The organism is Salinicoccus jeotgali, assembly GCF_039538805.1.
GTDB classification, from domain to species: domain Bacteria; phylum Bacillota; class Bacilli; order Staphylococcales; family Salinicoccaceae; genus Salinicoccus; species Salinicoccus jeotgali.
Map to the genome: position 1 here is coordinate 22,866 of NZ_BAABCK010000069.1, position 12,810 is coordinate 35,675.

The 12,810-nt window shown below is 46.9% G+C and carries 13 protein-coding genes; 6 read left to right on the forward strand and 7 right to left on the reverse strand.

Annotated elements, in window-relative coordinates; genetic code table 11:
* Positions 1-56: 56 nt before the first annotated feature.
* The 5 genes from nhaC (ABD734_RS11045) to ABD734_RS11065 form a co-directional block, all read right to left on the reverse strand.
* The gene (nhaC, locus tag ABD734_RS11045; protein WP_344704293.1) at positions 57-1,523 is read right to left on the reverse strand and encodes a Na+/H+ antiporter NhaC; all 1,467 of its coding nucleotides are present in this window, start codon (positions 1,521-1,523) and stop codon (positions 57-59) included.
* A gap of 143 nt (positions 1,524-1,666) precedes the next feature.
* A complete protein-coding gene (locus ABD734_RS11050; protein WP_344704295.1) occupies positions 1,667-2,380 on the reverse strand; it encodes a sulfite exporter TauE/SafE family protein in 714 nt (237 codons plus the stop codon).
* Between the two features lie 119 nt (positions 2,381-2,499).
* Positions 2,500-2,691, reverse strand: coding sequence for an EamA family transporter (locus ABD734_RS11055; RefSeq protein ID WP_344704297.1), 192 nt, complete (start codon positions 2,689-2,691; stop codon positions 2,500-2,502).
* Complete coding sequence (locus ABD734_RS11060; protein WP_344704299.1) at positions 2,655-3,416, reverse strand: DMT family transporter; 762 nt, start codon at positions 3,414-3,416, stop codon at positions 2,655-2,657. The genes ABD734_RS11055 and ABD734_RS11060 overlap by 37 nt, the downstream gene beginning before the upstream one ends.
* 133 nt (positions 3,417-3,549) lie before the next feature.
* Entirely contained in the window at positions 3,550-4,938 is a 1,389-nt protein-coding gene (locus tag ABD734_RS11065; protein ID WP_344704301.1) for an alanine/glycine:cation symporter family protein, read from the reverse strand.
* Between the two features lie 327 nt (positions 4,939-5,265).
* Between ABD734_RS11065 and ABD734_RS11070 the strand changes: the two genes are divergently transcribed.
* Both ABD734_RS11070 and ABD734_RS11075 read left to right on the forward strand, forming a co-directional pair.
* A complete protein-coding gene (locus tag ABD734_RS11070; RefSeq protein WP_344704303.1) occupies positions 5,266-6,423 on the forward strand; it encodes a catalase family protein in 1,158 nt (385 codons plus the stop codon).
* Entirely contained in the window at positions 6,424-7,272 is an 849-nt protein-coding gene (locus ABD734_RS11075) for an aldo/keto reductase (RefSeq protein ID WP_344704305.1), read from the forward strand.
* 39 nt (positions 7,273-7,311) lie between these two features.
* Here the strand turns inward: ABD734_RS11075 and ABD734_RS11080 are convergent, their stop codons facing one another.
* Positions 7,312-7,746 carry an acyl-CoA thioesterase gene (locus ABD734_RS11080; protein WP_425568420.1) on the reverse strand — a complete coding sequence of 145 codons (435 nt, stop codon included), beginning with the start codon at positions 7,744-7,746 and terminating at the stop codon, positions 7,312-7,314.
* A 232-nt stretch (positions 7,747-7,978) separates the two neighbouring features.
* On the opposite strand from ABD734_RS11080, the gene ABD734_RS11085 reads away from it, so the two are divergent.
* Both ABD734_RS11085 and ABD734_RS11090 read left to right on the forward strand, forming a co-directional pair.
* Positions 7,979-8,389, forward strand: coding sequence for a MarR family winged helix-turn-helix transcriptional regulator (locus tag ABD734_RS11085; protein WP_344704307.1), 411 nt, complete (start codon positions 7,979-7,981; stop codon positions 8,387-8,389).
* A gap of 15 nt (positions 8,390-8,404) precedes the next feature.
* The gene (locus ABD734_RS11090) at positions 8,405-9,604 is read left to right on the forward strand and encodes an MFS transporter (protein WP_344704309.1); all 1,200 of its coding nucleotides are present in this window, start codon (positions 8,405-8,407) and stop codon (positions 9,602-9,604) included.
* Positions 9,605-9,658: 54 nt separating this feature from the next.
* Here the strand turns inward: ABD734_RS11090 and nhaC (ABD734_RS11095) are convergent, their stop codons facing one another.
* Positions 9,659-11,074, reverse strand: coding sequence for a Na+/H+ antiporter NhaC (gene nhaC, locus ABD734_RS11095; protein WP_344704310.1), 1,416 nt, complete (start codon positions 11,072-11,074; stop codon positions 9,659-9,661).
* Positions 11,075-11,230: 156 nt separating this feature from the next.
* Here nhaC (ABD734_RS11095) and ABD734_RS11100 point away from each other — a divergent pair, with 156 nt between their 5' ends.
* Together ABD734_RS11100 and ABD734_RS11105 are read left to right on the forward strand one after the other, a co-directional pair.
* Positions 11,231-12,082: a fumarylacetoacetate hydrolase family protein gene (locus tag ABD734_RS11100; RefSeq protein ID WP_344704311.1), complete on the forward strand. Its 852-nt coding sequence runs from the start codon at positions 11,231-11,233 to the stop codon at positions 12,080-12,082.
* Between the two features lie 93 nt (positions 12,083-12,175).
* Positions 12,176-12,805, forward strand: coding sequence for an SDR family oxidoreductase (locus ABD734_RS11105; protein WP_344704312.1), 630 nt, complete (start codon positions 12,176-12,178; stop codon positions 12,803-12,805).
* Positions 12,806-12,810: the final 5 nt, after the last annotated feature.

The following is a 12,810-nucleotide window of genomic DNA, read 5'->3' on the forward strand; positions in this document are numbered from 1 at the left end:
TAAAACCTGCAGTCCGGGAAAATCTGGACTGCAGGTTTTTTATTGATGCGCGGGTTCTAGAGCTTCTCGGCGGCCAGATCATCTTTTTCTGATTCCCCGCCATAATATTTTGTGAGAAAAGCATTCTTCTCTTCATCCGTGATTTTGTGGATGCCGATGCCTGTGGCGGCAAGCAGTATTGAAATGAACGGCGCTACCATATTGAATATTGCGTAGGGTGCATACTCCCAGGCAGCGACCCCGAGTACTCCGTAGATGAATACGCCACATGTATTCCACGGGATGAATACTGAAGTCAGGGTACCACCGTCCTCCAGGGAACGCGACAGGTTTTTGGAATGCAGATTCTTCTCGATATAGGTACGTAGGAACATCCGGGACGGCACCACTACGGAAATATACTGTTCTGAACATGTTGCATTCGTGGCAAACGCCGCAACCACTGTGGAAGTGACCAAGCCAAGTGTCCCCTTGGCGATCTTTATAATCTGTTTCATGATGGATTGGAGCATGCCACTGTATTCGAGTATACCTGCAAAAGTCATTGCGACTATCGTCATGGAGACGGTGTACATCATCGATTCGAGACCGCCATTGTTGAAGAGTTCATTAATCATCTCATTGCTCGATTCAATAACATATCCTCCCTGCAACGTTGAAATCGCCGTCCCGAGATCTCCACCTTGGACGAAGAGGTGACAGAGGAATCCGAGCACTATGCCGACTATCAATGCAGGGATGGCGGACATCTTGAAGGCAATGCATAGTATGACGACAAGCGGTACAGCGAGCAGCCACGGTGAAATGAGGAATTGATCATCAAGTGATGTCATCATGCCTGAAATCTCGCTGGCGTTGACACTGCCATCCCCTCCAAATCGACGGCCGAGGAAAAAGAAGACCGTGAGTGCAATGATGAGCCCTGGTATGGTCGAATAGAACATGTGCTTGATATGTACGAAAAGATCGGTGTTCGTCAGCCCGGAAGCGAGGTTGGTCGTATCGGACATCGGAGACATCTTATCACCGAAATAAGAACCAGATATAACAGCACCTGCAACCATGGCAGGCGGGATGCCCATGCTCATGCCAATTCCCATACCAGCCACACCGACTGTTGCCATCGTCGACCATGAACTGCCGATCGATAATGCGACGATGCCGCACAGAATCGTAATGGTCACCAGAAAAAGGGAGGGGCTGATCAGGGCAAGGCCGTAGTAGATCATGGTGGCGACAATCCCACCGCCAATCCAGGAGCCGATGACCAATCCAACCAGTATGATTATGACGATGGCAGGTAGGGCCAGACGGATCCCCTTATACATCATTTCTTCTACCTCCCTCCATTTGAACCCATGAAGCAACGCTACAACTGCAGCTGAAGCAGTTCCAAAAATAAGCGGCAGGTGCGGATCTTGAGCAAGCCATATTACAGCAGTGGCCATTGCGAGAATCATCAATAGCAGAGGCAGAAGTGCCATGAAGAATGTAAAGTCTTTTTTGTTGTTTTGTGAAGCCATTTAATCACCATCATTCCATATTAATCATTCTTCTAGATTATACTATAAAAACGGTTTCATAAATAACCGAATAAAGTATTTTCTGTTAAATGACATTATGGAATTGAAGGCGGACAACCAGGTCTTTAGCCTTAGAGAGAATCCTATTTCAATATCAATATGAGTGCGAAGAATATTATGGCTCCAATCAGGATGCGCTGAAGAAGCCGGTCCGGCATGATGCTTGCATATTTACCACCGAAGGATCCGCCTATCGCTGAACCGATGGACAGGGCGATTGCGAATTTCCAGTCGATCATATCATTGAATATGAAGACGAGCAGCGATATGGAGACGTAGATGGTGACGACGAGCGTCTTGATGCCGTGTACTTCGGCCATCGGTATCCTCGGGATAAGCATAAGGAGGATCAGACTGATGAAGAAGCCGACGCCAGCCTGCAACGTTCCTCCGTAGAAGCCGATCAATGTAAAGGCAACCAGAAGAAGCGGGATGGAGACCTTCAGATTAAAGTCCCTCTTCATGAAGCGCTGTGGTTTGATGATGAGCAGAATGGCAAAGATCACCATGAAGGTCGCCAGCAGAGTATCGAAAGTCTCATCGGCGATATTGACGGCAATACGGGCACCATAGACTGATGCGATTGTTGTGGGTACAGCAAGCATCAGGCTCAGGCGCCAATTAAGATGGCCATTTTTATGGAATTGATAAAGCGCAAAGCAATTTTGGAAGAGGATGGCGATACGATTGGTCCCGTTCGCCACAGTCGATGGCAGGCCGAAGAATATGAGCATCGGCAGTGTCAGCATGGAACCGCCGGCTGAAACGATATTGATGAATCCAACTGCGATTCCCACAGTTAGTACGGCGAAAAGGGTTAAAGTTTCGATGATATCCAGCTTCCTTTCTGTATCGGCGACGACGGCCTTGGTATCACACTATATTCAAGTGTATGATTCAGTTATTTGTTTCCAGATCAGTCATGTAGAAGTTGTTTGTTCCGGCGTACCCGGCGTATGGATAGGGTCACCCCGCTGATGATCAGTATGGCGCCGATGACTTCAGTAGAGAGGATATCAGTGCCAAGAATCAGTGCCGACCCTGACATGGCGACGAATGGTTCGAGATTCATCAGCAATGCTGTATTCGCAGCCCCAACTTTAGGCATTTCGCGATTCCATGCCATGTTTGTAATACTATGGACGATGATGCCGCTTGCGATGAGCAGAAACTACATCGTCCAATCAGCCGCCCATAGCCGCCCATAATCGGCAATAGGAAGGGCAGCAAAATGATGAGGCCAAAGAGGTTGGATAGCAGTGTAATCTGTATGGCATTGATATATTTTGACATCCATTGGATGAGGATCATGAATACTGCAAACGTCAGCATAGTCAGTATTATGACGCCTTCCCCCCATCCGAAGACAATGGCCGTGCCGTCGAAAGTGCTGAGTACCACTCCAACGAGAGCCAGCACTGCGCCCGTCCAGAACTTGCCCCCTCTCCGTTCGCCGAAGACGAAAATGGTTAGCATGGCTGTCATGACAGAGGCGAGTGCCAGAATCAGGGCGGATGTTACGGGACTCGCTGTAACCAGGCCCAAGAAGAATGTGTATTGGTTCATGGCGATTCCGATGATTCCCGACAGGGCGATGACCACCCAGACTTTAGCGGGACCTTTAGGCATGCGGAAATAGCGGGAAGCAAACAGCCAGAGGAAACCATTTATGGCAATCAGGCGTATGATGGTGATGCTGTAGGCATCGAAGTGTTCGACCAGGATCTTCCCGATGATGAAGTTGCTGCCCCATATGATGACAGAAAGGAACAGAATCGGGTAGGTCCACCACATCCTTTCATCTATTGGATATTTGTTGTGGGTTTGTGCCATGGTCTCCTCCTTCCGCTGCGATTGAGTGTAAGCACATTATAGCAGATGGCCGCGAGTCGGTAGAGGGGCAAGCAACGCAGAAGTATGAAAAAAAGTCTGACCGCCCAAGTTTGGGCGGTCAGATAGCCAATTTCTACATATTTACTTTTTGGACTGGGTTTGCAAAGAACTTCTGTGTTTCCGTCTTGATCACTTTATAGAGGAAAAGCAGTCCGATCAGGTTCGGTATCATCATCAGTGCGTTCGCAGTATCAGCGAAAGCCCAGACAGTGGAAAGGTCTGCCACTGTGCCGAGGAATGTCGCTGTGATGTAGATGACGCCATAGACCACAATATATTTCAGGCCGAATAGATACTCGAAACATTTTATGCCGTATACATACCAGGCGATGATTGTAGAGAAGCCGAAGAATACGACTGAGATGGAGACGATGTATTCCCCTATGGCTCCAAGAGAGGAGCCGAATGCAGCACTGGTCAAGGCACCGGCTTCAAGATTCGGATTATGGCTCACGCCTGAAATGAGACCGCCAGAAGCATCCCAGAAACCAGTTACAATCAGCACGAGGCCCGTCATGGTACAGACCACGATCGTTACGATGAAAGTGCTTGTCATTGCCACAAGCGCCTGTTTAGCCGGGTGGGTGGTCCGTGCGTTACCGGCAATCAGAGCGACTGTACCCAACCCCGCTTCGTTCGAGAAGATACCTTTTGAAACACCGTGCTGCATAGCCTGCATGACCACGATTCCCGAGAACCCGCCTGCAGCAGATACTGGTGTGAATGCATGCTTGAATATCAATCCAAATGCCGGGATGATCTGATCATAGTTCAGCGCCAGAATCAGAAGGGCACTGACGATGTAGAGGACGGCCATGACCGGCACAAATACGCCGGCGACGTTACTGATGCGCTTTATCCCTCCAAACACAATCAATCCGACCAGGATGACGAGGGTGACGCCCGTCACCCATCCAGTTACATTGAAGCTGTTCTCCATGACATCGGCGATTGTATTGGACTGCACACCGTTGCCGATGCCAAGGGCGGCAAAGGCTGCAAAGAAGGCAAAAAGAACAGCCAACCATTTGAATTTTGAACCGAGCCCTTTTTCTATGTAGTACATTGGACCACTGGAGTACTCTCCATTCTTATTTTTGACCCGGTACATCTGGGCGAGCAGCGCTTCGGAATATTTAGTGGCCATCCCGAGCAGACCTACAAGCCACATCCAAAACAGGGCGCCTGGCCCCCCGAGTGTAATGGCAGTGGCGACACCGGCTATGTTGCCGTTTCCGATCATGCCGGCGAGTGAAGTCATCAATGTCTTGAAGTTGCTGACATCACCTTCAGCGTCATCATCCGATTTGTCTTTAGTGAATGCCAGTTTGAATGCATATCCGAGCTTGCTGAACTGCATTCCCTTTAGTTGGAGGGTCAGAAACAGGCCTGTGCCGGCAAGCAGTATTAAGCTTGGTGGTCCCCAGAGTATCGCGTTTATTTCTCTTAAGATTTCTAGCATATTTCCACTCCCATTATCCTGAAAACGCTCTCATATTTTTATAAGAACCATCATTTTTGTGTTACAGTCCATCCACCATAACAAAAATTCATCATTTGTCTATTGTAATTATACCTCTTTAAACTAAATTTTTTCTTTTAGTGAATTAAATATTAATTTAAAAAAATTTCATAATTTTCAGTTTTATATACCTCGTCGGTACATCCAGGGAAATGCATAAGAGAGAAGGGAAAGGTAGCTTCTGCTTAAAGTGTTTAGAGAGTGACGGAAAAGTGAAAAATAGGAGTGAGATTAAATAGGAAATGATGAAACGGAAGGAGGTGTGATATGAAGACAGCAGCGGAGATCATCATCGATCTGATAGAGCGGTTCGATGTCCATGACGCAGGAAGCAAACGGGCACACGGCAACGGCACACTGCATCGCGCAGCAGTACACTTGAATGCAGAGGGAAAGAAGGTATTCGGGGATGTGGAGCGCGCAACGGTCAGGCTGTCAAATGCGGCTACCTCCAAAAAAATACCTGAACAACTGGTCAACATCAAAGGATGCAGCATCAGGTTCCACCATCCCATACGGGCTATTGACATCATCGGTGTCAACTTCCCGTATTTCCCATTCAGCACCTCTTCCGAGGTCATCAATCTGATGTACAACATCCATCTTTACGTGGAACGGAAAAACGTGAAACGATTTCTCAATATTTTCCGTGCAGGCGGCCTGTACAGCCGTCTGGATTCCCTTCTTGCGGAAATGCCGAAGCGGACGGATATGGGCTATAAATATTATACGACCCATAGCTACGGCAAGGATACGCTGAAATTCCGCATGGATTATGATCCGCAGAGCGGCAATATCGAACTCTATTCGGAGATGGACCCATATATAACAGAGCATTGCCCGAGGAGAACCACACATCTTGGCAATATGTCGATTGGAGAGGAAAAGGTTCAAGGCATAAAGTTTTTTGATACGATGAATGCGCCATTCGGTCGCGCACCGAATGGCGAAATCCCTTATCTGCGCCATTTCCTCTACAGGCGTTCCTTCTTTGGAAGGTTGCAGGAGACGGAAATTGGTATAGAGGAATACCGATTGCTAAAAGAACTCTGGGCGGAAGAAAAACATTATGTACTTCTCAAAGATCCGGAAATATTTTACCAAATCGAGAACCTATTCAACTCATCCACCGGGATTACAGCTGGGGATTTTGAATGCCTTATTGATCAGACATATGAGAGGAAATATACCGCAGAAAAAACGAAAAATTTCCTGGAAAATATCTGGCCTCACTTCGCGCATAGAGCCGATGCACAGGAAATCGGAACTTATCATAGACTGCTCGATAATCCAGAAGTGTTGGAAGTCTATGATTTCGTGAGCTCCATGTCTTCAAAATATGAGGTGGCGGAGCTAGTGGATTCTGTGGTTGTAAAACTGATGGGTAGAAAAGAATATCAACATATGCAGAAAGGAAAGATATAGATGAACCAGGAAAAATTTGAACTCAACGACGGAAGTGTGTTGCCTAAGATTGGACTCGGGACGGTCGGCATCAAAGGGGCCGCCGGGATCAACAGCATGCTGACGGCAATTGATGGCAATGGATATCGTCTTATCGACACTTCCACCAACTACCTTAACGAAGGGGCAGTGGGAGAAGCAGTCAGGCGTGCTGAAGTACCGAGGGAACAGCTGATCATCAGCTCCAAACTACCAGGCAAAACACACGACTATAACAAGGCGATCAAGATGATTCAGGAATCGCTCTATCGCATAGGCCTCGATTATTTTGATAAGTATCTGATCCACTGGCCTTTGCCGATGCAGGATAAATATGTCGAGGCGTGGCAAGCTCTGATTGATGCCAAGAAATTCGGATTGATCAAAACCATCGGCGTCTCCAATTTCCTTGAAGAGCATCTCGACCGTCTTATTGATGAGACAGGCGTCACTCCGGCGACCAATCAGATTGAGCGCCATCCGTACTTCAATAATAAAGCGTTGGTTGAGGCCAATAGGGAACGTGGCATAGTAACCGAAGCATGGAGTCCATTCGGCAGGGAGATCAACGATGTGTTGGACAATCCAACAATCAAGGAGATAGCGGATAAATACGAAAAATCACCTGCACAGGTGATTGTAAGATGGAATCTGCAGAACGATGTCCTTGTCATACCAAAATCGGCTACGTCCGCGCATCAGAAAGAGAATCTTGATGTTTATGATTTTGAACTTTCACAAGCGGACCTTGAAGCGATAGATTCCCTTGATAAGGGAGAAGAAGGCCGGGTTGAGGGTCAGCATCCTAACGAATACGAAGAATATGTATAGCGATAAAAAACTAGAAGAAGCGGCCAAAAGCTGCTTCTTCTAGTTTTTTTTAATCTCTTCATATTTTCTGAACCACTCGGGGAATGCCTTTTTAAACGCAACCGGCTTAAATTCGCCAGAGACTTTCTTGACGACAAGGTGTGTCGTCGTCCCTTCAGCACATATATTCCCCGAGTCGTCTACAATCTCAAAACCATATTTTGTCCGCATGCCTGTATTTTCTTCCACCCACGTACGGACAAACGCACGGTCTCCATACTTCAACGCTTTTTTGTATGTAATATCCACATTGTATACAGGGGCGTAGAATCCTTCTCGTTCCATAGCGGTATAATCAAATCCGATATCTTCGACGAGCTGCATCCGTCCGAGCTCCAGCCATTTTACATAGTTGGCATGATAGATGACGCCCATCATGTCAGTGTCCGCATATAATATCTGTACTTCCTTTTCTGCAACGTGAAAATGATCCACTCGAGACATCCTTTCAATTCTATTTACATACATATTATACCATTCTTAAGGATTATTTCGGCAATCGGTTCGCGATTCCCGAAGATGACATGATATTCATGTATTTTTATGTAGATGTAAGCTCGATGTCATTAGAGTGAAATTTTAAATCACTAAAACGTTTACATGTTTGACTTCAAGTTTTACAAGCGTTAGAATTGGTTAGTCTAACTAACCAATAGGGGTGTTGCGGATGAATCCTGAACAGGAATTCTTCGACCTGTATATCAATCTCTATAGATCTTATATCGGTAAAGCCAACAAAATACTATCAGCCTATGACCTCTCCAGCGCCCAGTGGCAGATTCTAAAGGATATTGCCAGACATGGCGAGACAACGCTCGTCGATGTAAGCAGAAGAAGGCAGATAGAAAAATCAACCGCCAACAAAGTAATCACATACTTGCTTGAACTCGACCTGATTGAATCGACACCCGGTACTGACGATCGCAGGCGCAAGAACCTGAGTATGAGTGCTTCAGGGGATAGACTATTCAAGGAAGTGCGCGCCCGTATGACAGGTATGCAGAGAGAGATACTTGAAGATTTTGACTCTAAAGAAGTGGACGCAATGATAAAAATGTTGCGGAGAATCAATATATAGAAAGGATATGATGGCTTGTCCCGGGAAATGCATCAGGAAAATAAGATTTGGACGAGAGAGTTTCTGGCCATATTCATGTACCATTTCATCATTATGTTCTCAATGTACATATCAATGGTGACAATAGGCAGTTTTGTGATAGACAATTATAATGCATCAGCCAGCACAGCTGGCCTGGTAGCGAGTATTTTCATCGTCGGCGTCCTGATCGGCAGAGCGCTGACAGGCCAACAGATCAATACAGTCGGTGCAAAGCACCTTCTCTACATCGGAACAGTGATGTTCTTTGCCACCTATAGTCTCTACTTTATAGAGGGTGGGCTCGCGCTGCTCATCATCACGCGTTTCCTTAACGGATTCGCAACCGGTCTGATCAGCACCGCGCTCAATACGCTGGCCACCATTTCGGTGCCTGAGAACCGTAGGGGCGAGGGCATCAGCTATTTTAGTCTGAGTTTCGTAGTCGGTTCCGCCATCGGTCCTTTCCTTGGCTTCTTCATGATGGGCATCATGCCATATAATATGATGTTGCTGATCATCGCTGTAGCTGTACTTCTGGTGGCTTTCACCATTCCGATGATTCGGACGAATAATATCAAATATCCGTCCAAACCCACACTAAAGGAATTTAAGGTGATTGATCGGCAGGTCCTTCCGATGGGCGTTTCAATTTTCTTTATGGGCCTTGCCTACGCCGCCATCCTGTCCTTCCTGAACCTGTTTGCCAAAGAAGCTGATCTGGTCACTGCCGCCAGCTTCTTCTTTATCGTCTATGCCATCTCGATAACGTTCACACGGCCGTTCACAGGTAAGCTGATGGATAATCGGGGGGCGAACATCATCCTCTATCCGGCATTCATACTGATGGCCATCGGCTTCTATATGCTTGGAGGGGCCACGACGGGATGGGTGCTGCTTACAGCCAGTGTCTTAATCGGCCTCGGTTACGGGAATTTCCAATCGATCGCCCAAACCGTCTGTGTAAACATCGCTACACGTGAGAACGTTGGACTTGCTACAAGTACCTTCTTCATCATGATGGAAATCGGCCTCGGCTTCGGCCCAGCATTCCTGGGGCTGCTTGTACCATCATTTGGCTACGGTGGTGTCTATCAGCTCCTTGTCCTGTCCATACTCCTCGCCATGGGCATCTACTTCATAGTCTACGGCAGACATGAAAGCCGTAGTCGACAACAATCGAATCATGCGCGATAAAAAAATTACCCGCCGGCAGTGCCTGTGGGTAATTTTCTATCAACTAAGATCATTTCATGGAGATTTCCATCCGTCCCTTTGTGCATCATTGTGGATGTAGGTAAGTGTCTTGCCGGTCACTCCAAACAGGATCGTCATAATCGGGCTGAGCAGACAGAAGAAGGCGAATGGCAGGTAGGAGAGGGTGGGGACACCCAGCACACTTGCAATGAAGACCCCGCACACGCTCCACGGTACTAGTGGATTGATAACGGTGCCCGCATCTTCTGCCACCCTTGAAAGGTTTTTGTTCTCAAGTCCCACTTTTTCATATTGCTTCTGGAACGTCTCGGTCGTCAGCAGAATGGATAGATACTGTTCACCGATCAATATATTGACACCGATTGCATTGAGGGCCGATCCTATAATGACCGATTTCACATCCTTCAGCGTATTCTCCACTGAAGCGAACAATCTCGGTACGATGCCAAGCTTAAAGAGCAACCCGCCCATGCCTAATGCAAGGATGACAATGCCGATTGTGAAGAACATACTCTCCATGCCGCCACGGGTCAAAAGTTCATCGATCTCCGCCACGCCGGTTTCAGAAACAAAGCCACCGAATAGGATGTTGAATATTCCTGTAAGAGATGGCGCAGTATGTAGAGTCGACAACAGGAGTGCGCTGACAATACCGGCTGTAAGAGAAAGCAGTGCAGGCGCACGCAGCATTGAAAAGACAAGAAGGACAGCCAGTGGCACTGCTGCGTTATACCAGCTTATCAAACCAGTATCGAGCAAACCTTGCTGGTAGACTTCCATTTCGCCAAAATTGACAGAAGATATATTCGGAGATAATAAGGCGAAAAGAATAAATGTGATCAGGAAAACTGGAATGGTGGTCCACATCATATTTTTAATGTGATCAAACAAATCCACTTCCAATATACTGGATGCCATATTAGTCGTATCGGACAAAGGAGACATCTTGTCACCGAAGAACGCTCCAGACACAATGGCCCCGGCTGTCATGGCTAAAGAAAGGTCCAATGCACTGGACACACCAATAAAAGCGACACCGACGGTACCGACAGTCGTCAGAGAACTGCCGACACATATGCCGACGATGGCGGTCACGATGAATACGATGGAGAGATAGAAGTAAGGGGTCACCAATTCAAAACCGCCATATATAAGCGTTGGGATGGTACCGCTGTAGATCCATGAAGCAATCAGCATGCCTATCAAAAAGAAGATGAATACAGCACCCATCCCCGATTTAGCACCTTCAGAAAGCCCTTCTTGAAGTTTCTGGTGGGGGACGCGTTTGACGGTTCCATAGATGATGAGCAATATGATAGAAAACATCAATGCCATATGTGGGGTGGTTTCAAAATGGATGATGCTTGTGCTGATTATAATGATGATACTGATGACTGCAATGAGTGCTTCGGGTAAAGATGGTGTCTGGGCAGGTTGAATGCGGAACATTTTTGAACCTCCTATATAATTAGACTATACAATAGAAACATGTTAACAGGTTCTTTTATGAAAATCTCGATTCATTCCAATTACGTTTAATTAAGAGTGTTCTAAATTTTATGATATAATCCTCTAAACTGAACTCAACAATCGGGGGGATGACTCATGAAACTTTTAACGTTCTATAAAGAAGGTAGACTTCGGCCAGGAATCTTGACTGAAAAAGGTATCCTCGATATTTCCGGGGCATACCCCACGATGATCGAAGCGATTGAAAGGCACAAGGGACTTGATGATTTCCTTGATTTCGCCATGGAAGCAGAAACCAGCTCCTTTATAGAATTGCATAAAACTAAACTTGGTCCCTCGATCGATTGCCCAGAAAAAATCATTTGTGTTGGGCTCAACTACCGGCGGCACGCTGTTGAGTCAGGAATGTCAGTGCCAGATAACCCCATCATCTTCAGCAAGTTCAGAAACAGCCTATCCGGCGATAGGGGCATCGTGAACATTCCATCACAAGCCAAACAAGTGGATTATGAAGCTGAACTCGCCATAGTCATCGGCAAGACGGCTTACAGAATAGATGAAACCGAGGCCGAGAATGCAATATTCGGCTACAGTGCGGCGAACGATCTGTCGGAGCGTGCGTTCCAATTTAAAACTTCGCAGTGGCTACTTGGTAAGAGTTTGGATGGATTCTGTCCAATCGGTCCATACATCGTCACAAAAGATGAGATTGAAGACTCCGATAAACTCAGGATCAAATGCACAGTAAACAATGAAGTGCGTCAAGATTCGAACACCAATGATATGATCTTCAAATGTAAAGCACTTGTCAGCTATATCTCCCATCACATGACGCTTGCACCGGGTGATGTCATATTGACCGGCACTCCTGAAGGGGTCGCCATGGGGCACGGGGGAGAAGTGCGGCCATGGTTGAAGGCAGGTGACGAAGTGGTGGTGGAGATTGAGCAGCTTGGCCGTCTGACAACATATATCCGAGCAGAATAATGGAAGTGCCATAGGAAGATGTAGGTATGATGTTTGATTTTTGGTGCGGGCATCTGCATGATATGGGTATAACGAACATGGGAGGCAGACATAATGAGAGTACTCGTCATAGGCGCCAACGGCCAAATAGGTCAAATGGTCGTCAGTCGACTGAAGGAAAAAGGACATGAGCCAGTAGCCATGCTGCGTAAAGAGGAGCAGGCACAAGCTTTTGAAGATGATGGCATCGACACTGTGATTGCAGATCTCGAAGGGGACTTTAGCCATGCCTTTGAAGGTGTGGATGGAGTGATATTCACAGCAGGGTCTGGTGCTTCGACTGGAGCCGATAAGACCATCCTGATTGACCAGGAGGGTGCCATTGAAGCCATTGATCTCGCAAAATCATATGAACTGGATCATTTTGTCATGGTCAGCGGTCTGGGTGTTGAAAACCCCCGTGGTGTAGAAGGTGAGATACGCCCCTACCTCCACGCCAAACACCGGGCTGATGAGCACCTGATCGATTCTGGAGTCCCCTACACGATACTTCGTCCTGGATTATTGACGAATGGAGAAGGTAAGGGCACCGTCACTTTCTATGAATACAAAGGAGAAACCGAGTACGGAGAAATCATCCGTGAAGATGTAGCTGATGTGCTGGTTAAAATAATCGGCTATCCACCAGAGGATAAAATCTATTATGTGGTTGAAGGAGAGACTTCAATCAGTCAGATTCTATAGATATA

Excerpts from the sequence above, each read along its gene's own strand:
- ABD734_RS11075 (WP_344704305.1), top strand. The coding sequence starts at position 6,424 with ATGAACCAGGAAAAATTTGAACTCAACGACGGAAGTGTGTTGCCTAAG.
- nhaC (WP_344704310.1), bottom strand. The coding sequence starts at position 11,074 with ATGTTCCGCATTCAACCTGCCCAGACACCATCTTTACCCGAAGCACTC.
- ABD734_RS11085 (WP_344704307.1), top strand. The coding sequence starts at position 7,979 with ATGAATCCTGAACAGGAATTCTTCGACCTGTATATCAATCTCTATAGA.
- ABD734_RS11105 (WP_344704312.1), top strand. The coding sequence starts at position 12,176 with ATGAGAGTACTCGTCATAGGCGCCAACGGCCAAATAGGTCAAATGGTC.
- ABD734_RS11060 (WP_344704299.1), bottom strand. The coding sequence starts at position 3,416 with ATGGCACAAACCCACAACAAATATCCAATAGATGAAAGGATGTGGTGG.
- ABD734_RS11065 (WP_344704301.1), bottom strand. The coding sequence starts at position 4,938 with ATGCTAGAAATCTTAAGAGAAATAAACGCGATACTCTGGGGACCACCA.
- ABD734_RS11070 (WP_344704303.1), top strand. The coding sequence starts at position 5,266 with ATGAAGACAGCAGCGGAGATCATCATCGATCTGATAGAGCGGTTCGAT.
- ABD734_RS11100 (WP_344704311.1), top strand. The coding sequence starts at position 11,231 with ATGAAACTTTTAACGTTCTATAAAGAAGGTAGACTTCGGCCAGGAATC.
- ABD734_RS11055 (WP_344704297.1), bottom strand. The coding sequence starts at position 2,691 with ATGCCTAAAGTTGGGGCTGCGAATACAGCATTGCTGATGAATCTCGAA.
- nhaC (WP_344704293.1), bottom strand. The coding sequence starts at position 1,523 with ATGGCTTCACAAAACAACAAAAAAGACTTTACATTCTTCATGGCACTT.